This is a genomic window from Actinoplanes sp. NPDC023936 (assembly GCF_040639325.1).
In the GTDB taxonomy this organism is placed as follows: domain Bacteria; phylum Actinomycetota; class Actinomycetes; order Mycobacteriales; family Micromonosporaceae; genus Actinoplanes.
In genome coordinates this window covers 1-17,502 of record NZ_JBEZZR010000061.1, presented here as the reverse complement: position 1 = coordinate 17,502, position 17,502 = coordinate 1, and the positions used below count along the sequence as shown (strand labels likewise).

The 17,502-nt window shown below is 71.9% G+C and carries 22 protein-coding genes; 9 read left to right on the top strand and 13 right to left on the bottom strand.

Annotated elements, in window-relative coordinates; all coding sequences use genetic code 11:
• Positions 1 to 19 precede the first annotated feature (19 nt).
• From AB0F72_RS40175 to AB0F72_RS40165, 3 genes are all read right to left on the bottom strand, one after another.
• Positions 20 to 364, bottom strand: a complete 345-nt coding sequence (locus AB0F72_RS40175; RefSeq protein WP_360443845.1) for a YciI family protein — start codon at positions 362 to 364, stop codon at positions 20 to 22.
• Positions 365 to 448: 84 nt separating this feature from the next.
• Positions 449 to 1,636 (bottom strand): low temperature requirement protein A, encoded by a 1,188-nt coding sequence (locus AB0F72_RS40170; RefSeq protein ID WP_360443842.1) that lies wholly within the window; start codon positions 1,634 to 1,636, stop codon positions 449 to 451.
• Between the two features lie 18 nt (positions 1,637 to 1,654).
• Entirely contained in the window at positions 1,655 to 2,602 is a 948-nt protein-coding gene (locus AB0F72_RS40165) for a YihY/virulence factor BrkB family protein (RefSeq protein WP_360443840.1), read from the bottom strand.
• A 109-nt stretch (positions 2,603 to 2,711) separates the two neighbouring features.
• Between AB0F72_RS40165 and AB0F72_RS40160 the strand changes: the two genes are divergently transcribed.
• The 4 genes from AB0F72_RS40160 (at position 2,712) to AB0F72_RS40145 (ending at position 6,923) form a co-directional block, all read left to right on the top strand.
• Positions 2,712 to 3,065: a hypothetical protein gene (locus tag AB0F72_RS40160; protein WP_360443837.1), complete on the top strand. Its 354-nt coding sequence runs from the start codon at positions 2,712 to 2,714 to the stop codon at positions 3,063 to 3,065.
• A gap of 99 nt (positions 3,066 to 3,164) precedes the next feature.
• Complete coding sequence (locus AB0F72_RS40155) at positions 3,165 to 4,031, top strand: universal stress protein (RefSeq protein WP_360443835.1); 867 nt, start codon at positions 3,165 to 3,167, stop codon at positions 4,029 to 4,031.
• The gene (locus AB0F72_RS40150) at positions 4,031 to 4,531 is read left to right on the top strand and encodes a flavodoxin family protein (protein WP_360443832.1); all 501 of its coding nucleotides are present in this window, start codon (positions 4,031 to 4,033) and stop codon (positions 4,529 to 4,531) included. The genes AB0F72_RS40155 and AB0F72_RS40150 overlap by 1 nt, the downstream gene beginning before the upstream one ends.
• A gap of 175 nt (positions 4,532 to 4,706) precedes the next feature.
• Positions 4,707 to 6,923: a PAS domain S-box protein gene (locus tag AB0F72_RS40145; RefSeq protein WP_360443829.1), complete on the top strand. Its 2,217-nt coding sequence runs from the start codon at positions 4,707 to 4,709 to the stop codon at positions 6,921 to 6,923.
• A gap of 31 nt (positions 6,924 to 6,954) precedes the next feature.
• On the opposite strand, the gene AB0F72_RS40140 is transcribed toward AB0F72_RS40145, so the two are convergent.
• The 7 genes from AB0F72_RS40140 to AB0F72_RS40110 all read right to left on the bottom strand — a co-directional run bounded on the left by AB0F72_RS40140 (position 6,955) and on the right by AB0F72_RS40110 (position 11,370).
• Entirely contained in the window at positions 6,955 to 7,158 is a 204-nt protein-coding gene (locus AB0F72_RS40140; protein WP_360443826.1) for an AlpA family phage regulatory protein, read from the bottom strand.
• Between the two features lie 85 nt (positions 7,159 to 7,243).
• On the bottom strand, positions 7,244 to 7,402 hold the full coding sequence (locus tag AB0F72_RS40135; protein WP_360443823.1) for a hypothetical protein: 159 nt from the start codon (positions 7,400 to 7,402) through the stop codon (positions 7,244 to 7,246).
• Between the two features lie 209 nt (positions 7,403 to 7,611).
• Positions 7,612 to 8,076, bottom strand: coding sequence for a hypothetical protein (locus AB0F72_RS40130; protein ID WP_360443821.1), 465 nt, complete (start codon positions 8,074 to 8,076; stop codon positions 7,612 to 7,614).
• A 24-nt stretch (positions 8,077 to 8,100) separates the two neighbouring features.
• Entirely contained in the window at positions 8,101 to 9,042 is a 942-nt protein-coding gene (locus AB0F72_RS40125) for a sigma-70 family RNA polymerase sigma factor (protein WP_360443818.1), read from the bottom strand.
• Positions 9,043 to 9,052: 10 nt separating this feature from the next.
• Positions 9,053 to 10,234 (bottom strand): FAD-dependent oxidoreductase, encoded by a 1,182-nt coding sequence (locus AB0F72_RS40120; RefSeq protein ID WP_360443815.1) that lies wholly within the window; start codon positions 10,232 to 10,234, stop codon positions 9,053 to 9,055.
• A gap of 154 nt (positions 10,235 to 10,388) precedes the next feature.
• Positions 10,389 to 10,799: a hypothetical protein gene (locus AB0F72_RS40115; protein ID WP_360443812.1), complete on the bottom strand. Its 411-nt coding sequence runs from the start codon at positions 10,797 to 10,799 to the stop codon at positions 10,389 to 10,391.
• 100 nt (positions 10,800 to 10,899) lie between these two features.
• Positions 10,900 to 11,370, bottom strand: a complete 471-nt coding sequence (locus tag AB0F72_RS40110) for an SRPBCC family protein (protein WP_360443809.1) — start codon at positions 11,368 to 11,370, stop codon at positions 10,900 to 10,902.
• Positions 11,371 to 11,478: 108 nt separating this feature from the next.
• On the opposite strand from AB0F72_RS40110, the gene AB0F72_RS40105 reads away from it, so the two are divergent.
• A complete protein-coding gene (locus tag AB0F72_RS40105; protein WP_360443806.1) occupies positions 11,479 to 12,255 on the top strand; it encodes an SAM-dependent methyltransferase in 777 nt (258 codons plus the stop codon).
• 2 nt (positions 12,256 to 12,257) lie between these two features.
• Here the strand turns inward: AB0F72_RS40105 and AB0F72_RS40100 are convergent, their stop codons facing one another.
• Both AB0F72_RS40100 and AB0F72_RS40095 read right to left on the bottom strand, forming a co-directional pair.
• Positions 12,258 to 13,265 (bottom strand): NADPH:quinone reductase, encoded by a 1,008-nt coding sequence (locus tag AB0F72_RS40100; protein WP_360443803.1) that lies wholly within the window; start codon positions 13,263 to 13,265, stop codon positions 12,258 to 12,260.
• Positions 13,266 to 13,383: 118 nt separating this feature from the next.
• A complete protein-coding gene (locus AB0F72_RS40095; RefSeq protein WP_360443800.1) occupies positions 13,384 to 14,070 on the bottom strand; it encodes a phosphoesterase PA-phosphatase in 687 nt (228 codons plus the stop codon).
• A gap of 61 nt (positions 14,071 to 14,131) precedes the next feature.
• Here AB0F72_RS40095 and AB0F72_RS40090 point away from each other — a divergent pair, with 61 nt between their 5' ends.
• The 3 genes from AB0F72_RS40090 to AB0F72_RS40080 are packed head-to-tail and all read left to right on the top strand — an operon-like array spanning position 14,132 to position 16,554.
• Positions 14,132 to 14,893, top strand: a complete 762-nt coding sequence (locus AB0F72_RS40090; protein WP_360443893.1) for an ATP-binding cassette domain-containing protein — start codon at positions 14,132 to 14,134, stop codon at positions 14,891 to 14,893.
• Entirely contained in the window at positions 14,890 to 15,651 is a 762-nt protein-coding gene (locus AB0F72_RS40085) for an ABC transporter permease (RefSeq protein WP_360443797.1), read from the top strand. The genes AB0F72_RS40090 and AB0F72_RS40085 overlap by 4 nt, the downstream gene beginning before the upstream one ends.
• A 15-nt stretch (positions 15,652 to 15,666) precedes the next feature.
• Complete coding sequence (locus tag AB0F72_RS40080; RefSeq protein WP_360443794.1) at positions 15,667 to 16,554, top strand: MerR family transcriptional regulator; 888 nt, start codon at positions 15,667 to 15,669, stop codon at positions 16,552 to 16,554.
• A gap of 8 nt (positions 16,555 to 16,562) precedes the next feature.
• On the opposite strand, the gene AB0F72_RS40075 is transcribed toward AB0F72_RS40080, so the two are convergent.
• A complete protein-coding gene (locus AB0F72_RS40075) occupies positions 16,563 to 17,081 on the bottom strand; it encodes a peptidase M23 (RefSeq protein ID WP_360443791.1) in 519 nt (172 codons plus the stop codon).
• A 125-nt stretch (positions 17,082 to 17,206) separates the two neighbouring features.
• Here AB0F72_RS40075 and AB0F72_RS40070 point away from each other — a divergent pair, with 125 nt between their 5' ends.
• On the top strand, positions 17,207 to 17,404 hold the full coding sequence (locus AB0F72_RS40070) for a hypothetical protein (protein WP_360443788.1): 198 nt from the start codon (positions 17,207 to 17,209) through the stop codon (positions 17,402 to 17,404).
• Positions 17,405 to 17,502: the final 98 nt, after the last annotated feature.

Here is a 17,502-nt window from a genome sequence, read left to right as displayed (position 1 = left end):
CGGAACCCAGCGGCCGAGATCAGCCGAAGTCGGCGACCGGGCGGACCACGATCGAGCCGTCCCGGGCGCCGGGGCAGCGGGCCGCCCAGTCCAGCGCCGCGTCCAGATCCGGCACGTCGATCACGTAGAAACCGCCGAGGACCTCACGGCTCTCGGCGAACGGGCCGTCGGTCACCATGCGGGTCCCGTCCGCGGCGACCCGTACCCTCGTTGCCGTCACCAGGTCGGCCAGGGACTCACCGGAGACCAGGATTCCGGCGTCGCGCACCTGCTTGTCGTAGGCCATCCAGTCGGCCGGCTCGCACCCGGCCGCGCCGCCCTGCTCGTCGATCCCGTCCGCGTTGATCAGCAGCATGTACTTCATCGTCAACTCCCTCTCGAGTCCGCTTACGACATCACTACGAGCGGGACGGCCCGGGATGGACACGACGCCCCGGATTATTTTCGATCAAACCTTGGCGGTACGGACCTCGCCCGCGCGGTGCAGCTGGAAACCGGTGAGCACGCCCGCCGCCAGCAGCGCCGCCAGCCATGCCATCGTGGTGACCGGCGACAGGTCGAGCAGCACGATCAGCAGGACCAGCGGCACACCGGCGCCCGGCCAGAGCAGCGTGCCGCGGACACGCCGGCCCAGGTGCGCCTGCATCAGGGCGGCGCTGAACAGGTATCCGGCGGTGGCGATGCCGAGCACCCCGCGGGTTCCGGCGCTCAGATGGTCGTCGGCGCCGTGCAGCACCGCGTGTTCCAGCCCGACCGCCACGGCGGCCAGCGAGACGGCGAGCGGCAGATGGACGTACACATAGAAGTCGTGCACGCCGTGCTTGGTGACGTCGCCCTCCGTGGTGAGCCGCCGTTTCGCCGCGCCGCCGGACAGGTCGAAGTAGATCCACCACAACCCCGCCGCCGACACGAACGCGCACCCGGCCGTGACCAGCACCGCAGCGTCCCAGCCCGCGTCGTGCAGACCGGTCACCACGGCGGCGACGGACTCGCCCAGCACCAGGATGACGAAGAGGCCGAAGCGTTCCGGCAGGTGTTCCAGGTGCAGCGGCACGGCGTCCTTCAGCCGGGCGGCGGCGGTCGGCCACACCACGTCGGCGAGGACTCCGGCACCCCACAGCCAGTACCGCGCGGGCGTCGGCACGGCGAGCGAGACCAGCCAGAACGCGGCGCCCATGCCGTGGCCGATCAGGTACAGCCGGGCGGTCGAACGGGCCTCCGGCACGTGCCGCCAGACCCGCAGGTAACCGGCGATCAGGGCGAGCCGGATCAGCACGTATCCGATCGCGAACCAGCGCCCGGCCGCGCCGTCGATCTTGTCGACGGCCGCCGCCATGACCACCACGCCGGCCATCGCGGTCAGGGTCAGCAGGCGGAACACCGCGTCGTCGGTGTCGAACCGGTTGGCGTACAGCGTGGTGCTCGCCCACGCCCACCAGCCGATCGACAGCACGGCGGCGAAGATCAACGCGCCGTGCCAGGTCTCGTCCTTCGCCAGGATGTCGGCGCAGCGGGCCACGAACAGCACGAACGCCAGGTCGAAGAAGAGCTCGAGGCGGGTCGCCGACCGGTCCGACTCCTGGTTCAGGTCCGGTGGCCGTAGCGGCTCGACCTGTTCTGCCTCTTCCTTATCCATCGTCTTCCTTGTCCATGATCACAGCGCCTTCGTGTCGCGTAGGGGGACGTACGGCTCCTCGTCCGCCGGCAGGCCGGCCGCGATCGCGCGGCTGCGGTGCAGCTCGGCGTCGAGTTCGGCGCCGAGCAGGACGGCGATGTTGGAGATCCAGAGCCAGATCAGGAAGACCGCGACCCCGCCGAGGGTGCCGTAGGTCTTGTCGTAGGAGCCGAAGTGGGCCGCGTAGACGCCGAACGCGGCGGAGGTGACGATCCAGGCCAGCACCGCCAGCACGCCGCCCGGGGTGATCCACCGGAAGCCGGCCTGCCGGGCGTTCGGCGCGGCCCAGAACAGCAGGTCCAGGATCGCGCCGAGCAGGATCAGCAGCACCGGCCACTTCGCGATCGACCAGACGGTCAGCGCGGTGCGGTCCACGTCCAGCAGGTGGCCCACCCATTCCGCGGCCTCCCCGGTGAAGACCACGATCAGCGTGCTCGCGGCCAGGGCGGCGCCCACCACCAGGGTGACCCCCAGCCGGATCGGCAGGGTCTTCCAGAGCGGGCGGCCCTCCGGGACGTCGTAGATGACGTTGGAGGCGCGCATGAAGGCGCCGACGTACCCGGACGCCGTCCAGAGCGCCCCGGCCAGGCCGACGACCGCCAGCCAGCCAGCTTTTCCCTGGTCCTGGCCGAGGTTGGCGAGGCTGCTGGTGAGAATGTCGCGGACCGGGCCGGGCGCGACCTGGCCGAGGTTGTCGATCAGCGGCTGGATGACCGGGCGGCCGATCAGCCCGAGCACCGAGGCCAGCAGGATCAGGCCGGGGAAGACCGAGAGCACGGCGTAGTAGGTCAGTGCGGCGGCCCAGTCGGCCAGCCCGTCGTCGTCGAACTCCTTGACAGTGCGTTTCAGCGTCGCCCACCAGGCGGGCGCCGGCAGCTGAGCCGGGCTCGCCGGAGTCCGGCCCGGCACGGGCTCAGCAGTGTCCATGGCCTGGCGATTCGGTGTCCATGGCCTGCTGATGCCCACCGCAGGGGCGGCTCATGCGGTTCCGGCCGAACCCGCTCCCCGGCTCCGCCGCAGCCGTTAGCGTCGGGGCGTGGACGACACGACGGGACGCTACGTGCTCACCGGCCAGCGGATGGGCTGGCGTCAGCGGCCGGACGACCCGGCCGGGGACGAGTGGCTCGCGTACTACCCGCTCGTCGGCCCGGAGCTGATCCAGGTCCACCGCGTCGGCACCATGACCGCTCTATCGATCACCGTCGGCGAGCGGCAGGAGACCGACGTGCTGACCGACGTGCCGTGGACGCAGACCGACGACGAGATCGAGCTGGCCGCCCACGTGGAGGACATCATCCGCCGGCGGGTGGCGGCCGGCGAGATCGTCGACGTGTCGCTGCGGGACATCCTCGACCAGATCACTCGCTGGAAGGCGGCGCAGGCCCGGTAGCTCTCCGGGCCGGACGGCCCCCGGCGGCGGGACCTCTCCCCCTGCCCGATCCCATCGAACACGATCACGATGGAAGGAGGAACGGCGAGGGAGGACACGATGCGTACCCCGATGATCGTCGTCGCAGTCGACGGCACCGAACCCAGCCGGGCGGCAGTGCGGTGGGCCGCGCGCGAGGCCGAGCTCAGCAACCGGTCGCTGCTGGTGCTCCACATCCTGGACTGGGAGTGGAACGCCTCCCGGTACGACTTCGACGGCCTGCACTTCGCGATGGCGCAGGAGATCGCGGACGGCATCGTCGCCCGGGCCGCCGAGCACGCGAAGAAGGTGGCGCCGGCGATCTCGGTGGTCACCGGGGTACGGACCGGCAACCCGGCCGCCCAGCTGATCATCGCGTCCGAGGAGGGCGCGCTGATGGTCCTCGGGCACCGCGGCAGTGGCGGTTTCAGCGAGCTGCGCCTCGGCTCGGTCAGCCAGCGGGTGGCCACGCACGCCCACTCCCCCGTCGTCGTGGTGCGGGGACGGCCGGACCCGTACACCGGGCCGGTGGTCGTGGGTGTCGATGACGCGGAGAGCGCCGACGCGGTGCTGGAGACCGCGTTCGCCGTGGCCCGCGAGCGTGGCAGCGGCGTGACGGCGGTCCACGCGTACGTTCCGGTCCCGCCGATGTATGCCGGCTATCTGCCGGCGGCCCAGCTGCAGAGCGAGGAACTGGACGAGGCGGAACGGGCGCGCGTCCTGGAGAGGCTGGCGCTGTGGCGGGCGAAGTACCCGGACGTGCCGGTCGAGACGCTGATGTCGCACGGCACCGCCGCGTCGGTGCTGACCGGTGTCTCGCACACCGCCCAGCTCGTGGTCGTCGGCAGCCGCGGACACGGCGTGATCGTCGGAACCCTGCTCGGCTCCACCGGGCTGCAACTGCTGCACCACGCCGAATGCCCGGTTCTGATCGTCCGGGAGTCGTGATGAGAGCGCTCGTCGTCTACGAGTCGATGTTCGGCAACACCGCCGCGGTCGCCCAGGCGGTCGCCGACGGCCTCGCCGAGACGTTCGAGGTCACGGTCGCCGACGTCCACGACAGGCCGCCGGTGACCGGGATGGATCTGCTGGTCGTCGGGGCGCCCACCCACGCCTTCGGCCTCAGCCGCCCGGCCACGCGCGCCGACGCGGCCCGGCAGGGCGAGGTCCGGGCGGGCGCGCAGGAGTACGGCGTCCGGGAATACCTGGACGACCTGTCACTGCCGGCCGGCGCGGCCGTCGCGGTCTTCGACACCAAGGCCAACAAGCCTATGCTGACCGGTTCCGCGGCCCGCAAGGCGGCCCGCCGGCTGCACGGCCTGGGCGCCCGGGTGGTCTTGCCCGCGCAGAGCTTCCGGGTCGGCGGCACCACCGGCCCGCTGATCGACGGTGAGCTGACGCGGGCCCAGCAGTGGGCGAGATCCGTCGCCGCGGCGATGCCCAGCTGAAAGCCATGCCCAGGTGACGGCCATGCCCAGTTGACGGCCATGCCCAGCTGACGGGCACGTCCGACTGAGCGTGGGGCCCGGCTGAGCGGGGCTGGCCCGTCCGGGCCGCGCTGCGCCGAAGGACCGGCACCCGGCCGGGTCGCCTCTCATCATGGGCGAGCGGGGGTAGGTCGTGATGAAGCGGGGCGAGGCGCTGTTGTCGTCGGTGGTGAGGTCGGCCGCGGATGCCATCATCGGCTGCGACGCGGAGGGCCGGATCACCGCCTGGAACCCGGCCGCGGAGCGGATCTACGGATATCGCTCCGACGAGGTACGCCGGCGACCGGTCACCATGATGTATCCGACGGACGTCTTCGACCGCGACTGGCAGGTCTTCCAGAAGGCGTTGCGGGGCATCCCCACCGGCCAGCACCGGACCGTGCGGCTGCGCAAGGACGGCACCCGGGTGCCGGTCCGGATGTCGTTCGCCCCGATCGAGGGCGTCGACGGATCGGTGCGCGGTGTCGTCAGCGTCGCCCACGAGCTGACCGACGAGATCCGCTCCGAGGCGCGGATGGTGGCGGTGCTCCAGGCCACGCCGGACGCGATCATCGGGGTGGACCGCGACGGCCGGATCGTGTTCGCCAACTCGTCGTGTGAGCGGCTGCTCGGGTACCACCAGGACGAGCTGATCGGCCGGTACGCCCGTACCCTCTTCGCCGAGGAGGACCGGGCCGGCCTGGTCGAGCTGCGCGAGCGCCTGTTCACCGATGCGCGGCTGCAGGCGGAGACCCGGACGCTGCGCACCAGGATGATGCGCAAGGACGGCACACTGCTGCCCGGCGAGACCCGGCTGAGCTGGCAGGACGAGCCCGGCGGGCCGTTGCTGGTCGCCGCGACCCGCGACCTGTCCGAGCTGCACCGGGCCGAGGAGCGGCTGCGGGCGCTGCTGGAGGCGGTGCCGGACGCGATCACCGGCATCTCCACCGACGGCCGGATCGTGCTGGCCAACCAGGGCACCGAACGGCTGCTCGGGTACCCACGGGACCAGTTGCTGGGTCAGCCGTACGCCAGGCTCCTGCCCGACGAGGAGCGTGAGCGGGTCGCGCGGATCGTGGCCGGGGTGTTCACCTCGGACGAGCAGCGCATCGTGCTCTACGCGGACGCGATCCGCTCCGACGGCGTCCGGGTGCCGACCGAGAACACGATTACCCGGTTCGACAACATGCTGCTCGCGGTGGGCCGCGACATCACCGACCGGGTGCTGGTCGAACGGGAGCGCGCGCAGCGGCTGGAGTCGCTGGGCCAGCTCGCCGGTGGCGTCGCGCACGACTTCAACAACCTGCTCGCGATCATCTCCAACTACGCCGACCTGCTCGGTGACGAGGTGGGCGAGCTGGCCGGCGCCGATCCTGGCCGCTGGCAGCCGGTCGCCGACGACCTGGCGCGCATCCAGCAGGCCGCGCAGCGCGGCGCCGCCCTGACACAGCAGCTGCTGACGTTCAGCCGGCGTGACCTCAACCGTCCCCGCGTCCTGGAACCGGGCGCGGTCCTGCGGCGGCTGCTGCCCACGTTCTGCGCCACCGCGGGCGACGAGATCGATCTGGACCTGGACGTCGCCCCGGACGCGTGGCCGGTGCTGCTCGACCCCGGTCAGCTGGAACAGATCCTGGTCAACCTCTGCGCGAACGCCGCCGAGGCGATGCCGGACGGCGGGCGCATGCGGATCACCGCGGACAATCTCCGTCCCGCCCGGACGGACCCGAGCTTCCAGCCGACGGCCGAGGCGGGGCGGCGTTACCTGCGGTTGCGCGTGACGGACACGGGCGCGGGCATGACGGCGGAGACCTCCGCCCGCGCCTTCGAGCCGTTCTTCACGACCAAGGCCAAGGGCACGGGTACGGGTCTCGGGCTGGCCGCCGTGCACGGCATCGTCGGGCAGGCCGGTGGCTGTCTCGCGGTCGACTCCGCTCCCGGCGCCGGCACCACGATGACAGTGCTGCTGCCCGCCACCGACGGGGAGCCGGTCACCCCGGCGTCCCTGGCTTCCCCTGTCGTGCCGCGGCCGAGCGTCATCCTGCTCGCCGACGACGAGGAGGAGATCCGTGAGTCAACGGCCCGGATCCTCGGCCACCACGGGTACCGGGTGCTGACCGCGCACGACGGGCCGAGCGCCCTGGCGCTCGCCGAACAGCACCGCGACGAGATCGACGTGCTGCTCACCGACGTCATCATGCCCCGGATGCACGGCGGCGAACTGGCCGCCCGGGTCACGGACCTGATCCCCGGCGTCCGCGTGATCTACATGTCCGGGTACGCCGAGCCGCTGCTGGACACCGAGCCGTCCTACGCCGCGGCGCCGATGCTGGAGAAGCCGTTCACCACGGCGAACCTGCTGCGGATCCTGGGGTAGCGCCGCAGCCCTCCTCCCTGCGATGCTCGGCTCAGTTCTTCTGTTTGCGGTGCTCGGCGATCCACGTCTCCACGTCCGACGTCAGCCACACCCGGCCCTGGCCGAGGTCGGCGACGGGTGCGGGGAAGTTCGGCTCGCTGGTCAACTGGTAGACGCGCTGACGGGTGAGGCCGCCGAGGCGGGCACCGATCTCAGCGGTTCCCATGAACTGCTGCGCCTTGTACTCCACGCCCACGACTATAGTCCCGCGAGAACTTGACGCACGACCCTCAATGGTGTGGTCGGCGCCGGGATTCAGCGCCGTCGCTGCTGTCCGACCGCTACTCCTGTCCGGGCAGCGCGTGCCCGGACAGCGCGTGCCCGGACAGCGCGTGCCCGGACAGCGCGTGCCCGGACAGCGCGTGCTCGGACAGCGCGTGCTCGGGCCAACAGCGCCCTTGATCGTCACCCGGCGGGTCAACGGCGACCGCGATCGTCACCCGGCGTGCCGACTCAAGCGGTAAACGCGGCGCTCTGCGGAAGTCCGCGGACGCTCCACGCCCCGCAGAATGACGCAAACCCGCAGCGCTCCGCCGTGGCAGTGACCCACCGTGACGCCGCGGGGGTAAACGTCCAACCCGATCATGGCGGCACCTAAGGTCTTCGAGGTGGCTCCGGCGCAATAAGCGACCTGATGCCGGCCCCGGTGTCAGTTCGCCCGGCGGATCGCGTCGCGGCGGGCCAGGGCTCGGTGCAGCCAGCGGTGGTGTTCGACGCGGACGACGGTGCGGTTGCGGTCGCGGACGACGACGGGCCAGGTGAGTACGCCCCCGAGCCGCAGCGCGTAGAAGACCGGCACGACGGTCAGCAGCAGGGCCACCTCGAGCGGGAACAGGACGAACGGGAAGAGCAGGGATCCGAAGACCAGAAGGATCACCCAGATGACGAGGCCGACCGCACCGGCGACGAGGTCGTCACCCAGCTCCAGGATGCTGGCGTCGGGCGGCCCGGTGTCCCGGATGCGGGGACGCCACGGCACCAGCCGCAGCGTGGCGGTGCAGGGCCCACCGGCGTCGATCACCGCATCGGCAGGCACCGCATCATCGGGCACCACATCATCGGGCACCACATCGTGCGCGACCTCATCGCGCACCACATCGTCCGGGACCGTCATGACCTTGAATGTGACAGACCGCCGCTACCACGAAGCGATCACCGGGTCGTCGTGCTGCTGCCGCTGCCACTGGGTGGTCAGGCGGGCGAGCCGGCTCGGCGACGCGATGGCGCGTACCCCGGAGATCTTGCCTTCGCGGAGTTCCAGGATCAGAACCCCGAGGACCCGGCCGTCCAGGGCGGCGACAGCGGCGGGGCAGCCGTTCACCACGGCAGCGTGGATCGCGGGGGTGCCGCCGATCAGCCGGTGCTTGGCCGGGGTCGGTTTGAAACCGGCTCGCAGCGCGGCGGCCAGCCGCTCCGGGGTGGTGTGGCGGATCAGCTTTCCGGGAAGGCCCAGCCCGGCGCCGTCGGAGACGCCCGTCGCGTCGTCGGTCAGCAGCGCCACCAGCCGGTCGGTCCGGCCCGAGGCGGCCGCGTCGACGAACGCCTCGACGACGCGCCGCGCGGACGCCCGGTCGACGCCGGACCCGTTGCCGGTGGCGGTGATCCGGCGCCGGGCACGGTGGGCGTGCTGCTGACTCGCCGCCTCGGTGATGCCCACGATCTCGGCTATCTCGGCGTGCCGGTACGCGAAAGCCTCCCGCAGCACGTAGACCGCCCGCTCGACCGGCGACAGCCGTTCCATCAGCGTCAGCACCGCCAGCGTCACCGATTCGCGCTGCTCGGCGGTGTCGGCCGGGCCCAGCATCGGGTCGCCGGCGAGCAGCGGCTCGGGCAGCCAGTCACCGGCCGCACGTTCGCGCCGCGCGGCCGCCGAGCGGAGCCGGTCGAGCGCGAGATTCGTGACGATCTTCGTGAGCCACGCCTCGGGCACCTCGACGCGGTCCCGATCGGCGGCCTGCCAGCGCAGGAACGCGTCCTGAACCGTGTCCTCGGCGTCGGCGGCCGACCCGAGCAGACGGTAGGCGAGCGAGGCCAGCCGGTTGCGGCTGGCCTCGAATCGGGCCACGGCGGACACATCCATGGGTACGACTCTAAGCAGCGACCACGTCAGCCGGACGCTCCTGAGCAGCCGCCAGCCGGTACCGGTGATCGGGCCTGCCGAACGTCGGGCGGCTGACGGACCAGGCCGCGCCACTGAGGATCGCCGACTTGACGCGGGCCGCCGCCCGGCCCCGGAAAGCCCACGTCCGCGACCGCGCGTCACCGTCGACGAGCTGGAAGATCGCGTCGTTCCGGCCGAGGCTGATGTGGTTGCCGACGTACGCCAGAGAGGTTTTGGAGATCTTGCGCCCGGTCAGGTCCCCGACGATCGTGGCGGTCGCCTGCATGCCGGTGAATCCGGCGGACGCGCAGGACATCGGCAACGGCCGGCCGTTCTCGCCGATGACGAAGGCGCTGTCGCCGGCGACGTAGACGTCCGGGTGCGAGACCGACCGCATCTGGCGGTCGACAGTGATCCGGCCGTCGGGGGTCACCTCGAGCCCGCTGGCGGCGGCGATCGGAGGGACCGCGAAGCCGGCCGCCCACACCGTCGCGTCGCACTGCAGAACGGCGCCGCCGGCGGCGACCGCCGCGCCCTGCTCGACCCGCTCGATCGTGGTGTGCTCGTGGATCGTGATGCCGAGCCGGGCGAAGGCGCGCAGCAGATGACGACGGGCCTTCGGGCCCAGCCAGCCGCCCAGTTCGCCGCTGGTGGCGAGGGTGACCCGCAGTCCGGGCCGGGATTCGGCGATCTCGGTGGCAGTCTCGATCGCGGTCAGGTTGCCGCCGACGACGAGCACCGAACCGTCCCGCCCGAGTTCATCGAGGCGGGCCCGCAGGTTCAGCGCGGCCGCCCGGCCGGCCACGTGGAAGGCGTGCTCGGCGACGCCGGGGACGCCGTGGTCGGCGACGGTGCTGCCCAGTGCGTACAGAAGGGTGTCGTAGCGCAGAGCGCTGCCGTCGTCGGCGGTGACCGTCCGGCGCTCCGGGTCGACGCCGGTCACCCGCGCGATGCGCAGCCGGACGCCGGTGCCCGCGAACACCTCGGTCAGCGGACGGGGGCGGAAGTCCTGCCCGGCGGCGAGCTGGTGCAGGCGCAGGCGTTCGACGAAGTCCGGTTCGGCGTTGACGACAGTGACCTCGAAGTCGCCGGGGTGCAGCCGGCGGGCCAGGTACCCGGCGGAGAAGGCTCCGGCGTACCCGGCGCCGAGCACGACGATGCGGTGCGGCATGGTTTCGCTCCTGTCTGGTTCGCGTGCTCCCTGAACGAGACAGCTCGCGCTTTCCTGACAGTTCGATCCGGTGACCTGGATCACTGGCTGTCGCCGGCGGCGCGGGGACCGGCCGGCGGATCACCGCGGCGGTGAGCGCCGGCCAGGCTGAGGGTCAGTTCGTGGCGCAGCCCGCTCCGCACCCGCACCCACATGCGGCGGCGTTCGCGGTGGTGGTGGCGTCGGCGGGCAGGACGCAGTCGTCGCATTGTTCGCCGCGCCACGCCTGCAGACCCTCCCGGACCGCGACGACGGCGATCACCAGGGCCGCGACCGGGTCGGCCCACCACCAGCCGAGTGTGGCGTTGAGCAGCAGCCCGATCAGCACGATCGCGGACGAGACCTCGACGAACGAGTCCAGGCCGAAACCGAGCAGCGCCGCGGAGGACGCCGCGGCGCCGGCGGCGATCGCGGCGACGCCCTCGAGGAGGTTGTATCCGGCGGTCGCGTAGGCCAGGCGCAGGCTGCGCTGGTTCAGCTCGGCACGCCGCCGCGGCGACACGACCGGCATGATCGGGCTGCTCATCGGCTCGCCGCCGCGGGCCGGCCGGCGCCGTAGACCGGGCAGAGCGCCACCGCGGTGCCGGTCGCCGCGAGCACACCCTCGGCGGCGGCCAGCAGGTCCATCAGCGATGGGTCTCGGCGTCGCGGGCGAACGCTCGCATGGTGGCGGCGAAGGCCAGCCGGCCCGCCAGCGCGACCAGCGGCTCGGCGTACCGGGTGAGCCGGCGCGGTGAGACCGTCACGTCCTCGGTCCACGCGACGCGGCAGCGCCGTCCGGGCAGTGGCGTCACGGTGAACACCGCCCCGCCGTGCACGACCCGGCCGGATTTGGCGACCTCGCACCGCCCTGGGCGGTCGCCCGGCTCGTCGCCCTCCGGCGTCTCCCAGGCGACCACGGTCATCGGGTCGTCGAAGCCGAGCGGCCCCACGCCGGTACGGGCCACGAACGCGGCGCCCACCCCGTCCGGACGCGACGTGGTGGTCCGGACCGTGGTCAGCGGGACCCAGCCACCGTGCCGGGGCCAGTCCACCAGGACACGCCAGGCGGCGGTGGCGGGCGCGCGGACGTCACGGACGACGGTGAAACGGGCCATGTGTCGACTCCCCGGCGGTTGTGCTCAGGATCAACCTATCGGCAGAGCCGGCCGCCGACGGCGGCATAGACGCTTGCTAATCCGTGTCGCTTACCGTAGAACGTCCGGATGGCGACTGTTGACCTGCAGCCGGACGTGCCGCACGCGGCGCGGATCTGGAACTACTGGATGGGCGGCACGGACAACTTCCCCGCCGACCGGGCGGCCGGTGACGGCGTGGCGCAGGTCTACCCCGAGATCGTGCTGATGGCACGGCAGTCCCGCCGGTTCCTGATCCGGGCCGTCCGCTACCTGGCCGCCGAGGCCGGCATCCGGCAGTTCCTCGACATCGGCACCGGGTTGCCGACCATGCAGAACACCCACGAGGTGGCGCAGGAGGTCGCCCCGGAGTCCCGGGTGGTCTACGTCGACAACGATCCGCTCGTGCTGTTGCACGCCCGCGACCTGATGGGTCACGTCGCGCGCGACGGCCGCACGGTCCATGTGGACGCCGACTATCACGACCCGGAGCGGATCCTCGCCGAGGCGCGCGAGGTGCTCGACTTCGCCGAGCCGGTGGGCGTGATGTTCATGGGTGTGCTGGGCTACGAGCCGGACCTGACGGTGGTGGCGTCCATCGTGGACCGGGTGATGGACGCCACCCCGTCCGGCAGCCACCTGGTGCTGTGGGACGGCACGGACACCACCCCGGCCGTGGTGGCGGGCGCCGAACGGCTGGCCCGCAGCGGCGGCGTCCCGTACATCCTGCGCAGCCCGGACAGCATCGGCAGCCTCTTCCACGGACTCGAGCTGGTCGAGCCGGGCCTGGTCCAGCTACCCGAGTGGCGCCCGGACGGCGACGCCGAGTGGCTCGACGCCTATGGGGCCGTGGCCCGCAAGCCCTGACCTCAGACCGTGATCAGCACCTTGCCGACGACGCCCCGCTCGACCGCGTCGTGGGCGTCGGCGGTGCGCTCCAGCGGGAAGTGATGCAGCGGCAGCCCGTGCTCCTCCCCCACCGGCAGCGCGCCGTCCCGCAGCGCCGCTCCGACGTCCTCGGCCGCCGCCTGCAACGCCGCCTCACCCACCGTGTACAGGATCAGGAACTGCACCCGGGTGTTGAGCATCATGTGCGGGCGGATGTCGAACGCCGCCGTGTCGCCGCCGTTGTTCGCGTAGATCGCGATGGTGGCGTGGTTCGCGACGACCGCCTGGTTGAGCTGCGCGTTGCGGGCCGCCGACACCTCCACGACGATGTCGACGCCGTCCGGCGCCACCGCGCGGATCTCTTTCGCCGGCTCGCCGCTCGTGTAGTCGACGACGTGGTGCGCCAGGGCCGCCCGCGCCAGCGCGGCTTTCTCCGGGCTGCTGACCGTCGTCACCACTGTCGCCCCGGCCCAGCGGGCGAGCTGGATCGCGGCATGGCCGACGGCGCCGGCTCCGCCGGCAACCAATACGGTACGGCCGTCGAGCGCACCCGGTTCGAGCCGGCTCGGCCCGCCCTCGGCGACGGTCAGCGCCCGATGCGCGGTGACAGCGGGGACGCCCAGCGCCGCCCCGGCGTCGAAGGAGATCCCCTCGGGCAGCGGGAACGCGTGTGCCGCGGGGACGATCGTGTACTCGGCGGCGGTGCCGTACGGGCTGCCGTGCGCGGCGAGCATCACCCACACCCGGTCGCCGGGGGCATGGGACAGCACGCCGGGACCGACCGCGTCGACCACACCGGCGCCGTCCATGTTCGGCGTGACCTCGGGAAAACCGGGGTCGCCGGCCGAGCGCCGTTTCCAGTCCGTCGGATTGACGCCGGAGCGATGGACCCGTACCCGGATCTGGCCCTCGCCGGGCTCCGGCAGATCTCGCTCGACCAGGCTGAGCACGGTGCTGTCACCGGTGCCGCTGAACACGATCGTCTTCATCCCCCGAACCTACGACAGTCCCGGTTCTCCGCCGAGCCCCGTGGGCGCGTCCGGCCGGCGTGCCCGCCGGACGGCATCGCGGCGGCCGTCGCCGGCCCCGGTGGCGGCCGGCCGGATCTCAGCCGGCCAGCAGGGGGAACAGCAGGCCGGTGGCGCACACGCCGACCAGGCCGCCGGCCAGGACCTGCGCCACGGTGTGCTCGCCGAGTCGCACGCGCGCCCATCCCACCGCCACCGCCACCGGCGCGGTGACCGCCGGCACCGGCCCGAAGACGACACAGAGCGCGACCGAGGTCCCGGCCGCGACCAGGGCGTGGATGGAGATCCCCCAGTGCAGGAACACGGTGATCGGCACGGCGATCAGCAGGGCCGCCACCATCGCGGCGATCAGGGCGAGGAGCTCCCGTGGCGCGCTGACCGCGACGAGCGCGAGCATGCCGCCGACGGTGGAGAGCAGGACGATCAGCAGCGGCACGCGGCGCTGCGAGTGCACGACGACGTGCTTGTCGGTCCAGCGCCCGCGCCGGACACCGCGCAGGATGGAGATCATCGGCAGCACGCTCGCGGCCGCGACGGCGATCAGGCTCACCAGGACCGCCTGGGCGACCGATCGCGACGACGTCCAGGCCACGGCCGCCAGCAGGCCGGCGACCAGGTAACCAGGCGAGAAGATCTCGGTGAGCGCCCGCGCCACACGGGTGACCGGATCGGTGCGGGCCGGCGCCGGCCCGGGTTCCGGCGACGAGGGCCGCCGCTGCCGGGGAATGCGGGCGATCGACTTCGGGGATTCCGGGGGTGTCATCATCGTCAGGCAGAATGGGCTTGACCCTGACGTAGCGTCAACCCTCCATGCTTGCCGGATGAGCATGACATCGGCACCCGCGATCCGGGTGCATGGCCTGACGAAGTCCTTCAAGGACCTCGACGTGCTGCGTGGCGTGGACATCGATGTGGCGCGAGGCAGCATCTTCGCCCTGCTCGGCTCGAACGGGGCCGGCAAGACCACAGTGGTACGGATCCTGTCCACGTTGCTCCGTGCCGACGGCGGGACCGCCGAGGTGAACGGGTTCGACGTCGCGACCCGGGCCGGCGACGTCCGCGAGTCGATCAGTCTGACCGGGCAGTTCGCGGCCGTCGACGAGATCCTCACCGGGCGGGAGAACCTGGTCATGATCGCCCGGCTGCGGCACCTGAGCGACTCCGGCGCGATCGCGGACCGCCTGCTGGCCCGCTTCTCGCTGACCGACGCGGGCGGCCGGCGGGTGGCGACGTACTCCGGTGGCATGCGCCGCCGCCTGGACATCGCGATGAGCCTGATCGGGAACCCGCCGGTGGTCTTCCTCGACGAGCCGACGACCGGGCTGGACCCGGAGGCCCGCATCGAGGTCTGGCACGCCGTCAAGGAACTCGCGGCGGGGGGCACCACGGTGCTGCTCACCACCCAGTACCTGGAGGAGGCCGAGCAGCTCGCCGACCGGATCGCGATCCTGCACGAGGGCCGGATCATCGTCGAGGGCACGCTCGCCGAGCTGAAGAAGCTGCTGCCCGCCGCCACCGTCGAGTACGTCGAGAAGCAGCCCACCCTGGAAGACGTCTTCCTCACCCTGGTCGGGAAGGACCCGCGATGACCAAGCACTTCGTCGGCGACACGGCCGTCCTGCTGGGCCGCTCGCTGCGGCACATCGCCCGCAGCCCGGACACCATCATCACCACCGCTGTCATGCCGATCGCCTTCATGCTGCTGTTCGTCTACGTCTTCGGCGGCGCGATCGAGACCGGCTCCGACTCGTACGTGAACTACCTGCTCCCCGGCATCCTGCTGATCACTATCGCGTCGGGCATCTCGTACACCGCGTACCGGCTGTTCCTGGATCTTCAGGGCGGCATCTTCGAGCGGTTCCAGTCGATGCCGATCGCCCGTCCCGCGGTGCTCTGGGCGCACGTCCTGACGTCGCTGGTCGCCAACCTGACCTCGCTGGTGGTCGTGGTGCTCGTCGCGCTGCTGATGGGTTTCCGGTCCGGGGCCGGAGTGACGGCGTGGCTGGCGGCGACCGGCATCCTGGTGCTGTTCACCCTGGCGCTGACCTGGATCGCCGTGATCCCCGGACTCACCGCGAAGTCCGTGGACGGGGCGAGCGCTTTCGCGTACCCGATCATTTTCCTGCCCTTTGTCAGTTCGGCGTTCGTGCCCACCGAGTCCATGCCGGGGCCGGTGCGCGCGTTCGCCGAGAACCAGCCGGTGACCTCGATCGTCGACACGCTCCGGGACCTGTTCACCCAGCAGCCGGTCGGCTCCAGCATCTGGACGGCCCTGGCGTGGTGCGCCGGTATCCTCGTCGTCGCCTATCTCGTCGCCACCATGACGTACCGGCGGAAGATCTCCTGAAGGGGCGATCGAAGCATGCTGACCATCGGTGAGCTGGCGGCCTACGCCGGTGTGACAGTGCGGGCGGTGCGGCACTACCACCAGGTCGGGCTGCTGCCCGAGCCCAAGCGCGACGCGTCGGGGTACCGGCGGTACGGCGCGACGGCGGTGGTGTCCCTCATCAAGATCCGCACGCTGGCCGACGCCGGCGTGCCGCTGGCCCAGATCCGCCCGATGCTCGCCGCCGATCCCGCGGGATTCGCCGAGGCGGTGCGCCGGATCGACAGGCGGGTGTCGGACGAGATCCAGCGGCTGGAGACGATTCGCAAGCAGATCGCCCAGCTCACGTCCGGCGACAGCGCGGCGCTGCCGTCGGCGGTGACCTACTACCTCGACCGGCTCCGGGAGATCGGCGCGTCCGAGGCCATGGTGCGGGCCGAGCGGGACGGCTGGATCCTGATCACGGCACGCTGGCCGGACCGCGTCGTCGAATGGATCCCCGGCAAGCTCGCCCAGCTCGAGGATCCGCGGGTGGTCCGGCTCTACCGGATCCTGTCGACGCTCATCGACGGCGCCGCGGCCGGGGACGAGACCGCCGTCGCGCGCCCGGACGAGACCGCCGTCGCGCGGCCGGACGAGACCGCCGTCGCGCGGCCGGACGAGACCGCCGTCGCGCGGCCGGACGAGACCGCCGTCGCGCTGATGGAGGAGGCCGCCGACATCATGGCCGCCCTGTCCGAGGAGGCCGAGGAGGCCGGCGACGTCCTCAGCCCCGAGGACAAGCAGGACAATCTGCCGTTCGACCTGCTCGACGCGCTGGCCGACGAGGCGCACCCGGGTGCGCAGATCATGCGGGACCTGATGCGCAAGCGGGGCTGGTACAGCTGGACCCGGAGCGAACGCGTCCCGGAGCCGCCCGCCTGACGGTTCCCTCAGGCCTCGGACGCACAGGTGGCCGGCGCGCTCAGCGCCTCGACCAGCGCCGACGCCGCGCGGGTGTGCTTCGTGTAGGCCTCCGGGTACGCCGACACCTGCACGGCCTGGGCCGCCTCGGTGAGCCGCATCGCCTGCCAGCCCTCGACCTCCAGCAGCTTGTCGTAGAACTTCTGAGTCTGATAGGCCGGGTCACGCAGCTGCTTCGGCGTCCCCCAGCCCTGGCTCGGCCGCTGCTGGAACAGGCCGATCGAGTCCCGGTCGCCGCCGCGCAGGTTCCGCAGGCCGGACTCCTGCAGGGCGGTGGCGACAGCGATCACCACGCCCTGGTGCGGCACCCGGCGCTCGGTCCCGGCGGTGACGATGATCCGGGCGTTGGCGAGTTGCTCGTCGCTCCACGTGCCCGGGGTTCGCGCCGATGCCTCCGGGCTGGGCGTGCAGGCCGCGTCGGCGCGGAGCAGAGGACTGAGGACGAAGCCGAGGATCACCGCGACGGCAACCACGAAGAACGCGCGCACGACGGCGAAGAGTACATGATCGTGAATGGCCTAAATGGATCGACGGGTTAGCGTGGTGTGCCTAGCGTGGTGCGCATCGTTCTCGCCGCAGGAGGTGACCGCCCGTGAGGGTTCACGCGCCGTCGATGACCACAACCGTGCCGGCCGGCTGGGTCGTGTTCCGCAACCTCGGTGAGAACGTCGAGTACCGGCGGGCACTCGCCCGGCTACGCCAGAGCCGCCGCGAGCCCGACCGGCATTCGCGCCGCCGCCCGCGCACGGACTGCCCGGCGGCGAACCGCCGCAGGCCCGCACGCCGATGGGCACTTCCGCGCCGCCGCTAGCCGCAATGCCGGGTAGTTAAGGATTCGCGGCGGGTGTCAAGAGTGTCGCGAGACGAAGGCGGCGGGGTCTCGGTATAGAGGTTTGTCACTCCAAGACA

What these genes read in the sequence shown, in the direction of transcription:
- AB0F72_RS40155 (WP_360443835.1), top strand. Translation starts at nt 3,165, where the DNA reads ATGCGTACCCCGATGATCGTCGTCGCAGTCGACGGCACCGAACCCAGC.
- AB0F72_RS40080 (WP_360443794.1), top strand. Translation starts at nt 15,667, where the DNA reads ATGCTGACCATCGGTGAGCTGGCGGCCTACGCCGGTGTGACAGTGCGG.
- AB0F72_RS40175 (WP_360443845.1), bottom strand. Translation starts at nt 364, where the DNA reads ATGAAGTACATGCTGCTGATCAACGCGGACGGGATCGACGAGCAGGGC.
- AB0F72_RS40120 (WP_360443815.1), bottom strand. Translation starts at nt 10,234, where the DNA reads ATGCCGCACCGCATCGTCGTGCTCGGCGCCGGGTACGCCGGAGCCTTC.
- AB0F72_RS40070 (WP_360443788.1), top strand. Translation starts at nt 17,207, where the DNA reads ATGACCACAACCGTGCCGGCCGGCTGGGTCGTGTTCCGCAACCTCGGT.
- AB0F72_RS40115 (WP_360443812.1), bottom strand. Translation starts at nt 10,799, where the DNA reads ATGAGCAGCCCGATCATGCCGGTCGTGTCGCCGCGGCGGCGTGCCGAG.
- AB0F72_RS40150 (WP_360443832.1), top strand. Translation starts at nt 4,031, where the DNA reads ATGAGAGCGCTCGTCGTCTACGAGTCGATGTTCGGCAACACCGCCGCG.
- AB0F72_RS40085 (WP_360443797.1), top strand. Translation starts at nt 14,890, where the DNA reads ATGACCAAGCACTTCGTCGGCGACACGGCCGTCCTGCTGGGCCGCTCG.
- AB0F72_RS40170 (WP_360443842.1), bottom strand. Translation starts at nt 1,636, where the DNA reads ATGGATAAGGAAGAGGCAGAACAGGTCGAGCCGCTACGGCCACCGGAC.
- AB0F72_RS40110 (WP_360443809.1), bottom strand. Translation starts at nt 11,370, where the DNA reads ATGGCCCGTTTCACCGTCGTCCGTGACGTCCGCGCGCCCGCCACCGCC.
- AB0F72_RS40090 (WP_360443893.1), top strand. Translation starts at nt 14,132, where the DNA reads ATGACATCGGCACCCGCGATCCGGGTGCATGGCCTGACGAAGTCCTTC.
- AB0F72_RS40145 (WP_360443829.1), top strand. Translation starts at nt 4,707, where the DNA reads ATGAAGCGGGGCGAGGCGCTGTTGTCGTCGGTGGTGAGGTCGGCCGCG.
- AB0F72_RS40100 (WP_360443803.1), bottom strand. Translation starts at nt 13,265, where the DNA reads ATGAAGACGATCGTGTTCAGCGGCACCGGTGACAGCACCGTGCTCAGC.
- AB0F72_RS40130 (WP_360443821.1), bottom strand. Translation starts at nt 8,076, where the DNA reads ATGACGGTCCCGGACGATGTGGTGCGCGATGAGGTCGCGCACGATGTG.
- AB0F72_RS40095 (WP_360443800.1), bottom strand. Translation starts at nt 14,070, where the DNA reads ATGATGACACCCCCGGAATCCCCGAAGTCGATCGCCCGCATTCCCCGG.
- AB0F72_RS40165 (WP_360443840.1), bottom strand. Translation starts at nt 2,602, where the DNA reads ATGGACACTGCTGAGCCCGTGCCGGGCCGGACTCCGGCGAGCCCGGCT.
- AB0F72_RS40105 (WP_360443806.1), top strand. Translation starts at nt 11,479, where the DNA reads ATGGCGACTGTTGACCTGCAGCCGGACGTGCCGCACGCGGCGCGGATC.
- AB0F72_RS40125 (WP_360443818.1), bottom strand. Translation starts at nt 9,042, where the DNA reads ATGGATGTGTCCGCCGTGGCCCGATTCGAGGCCAGCCGCAACCGGCTG.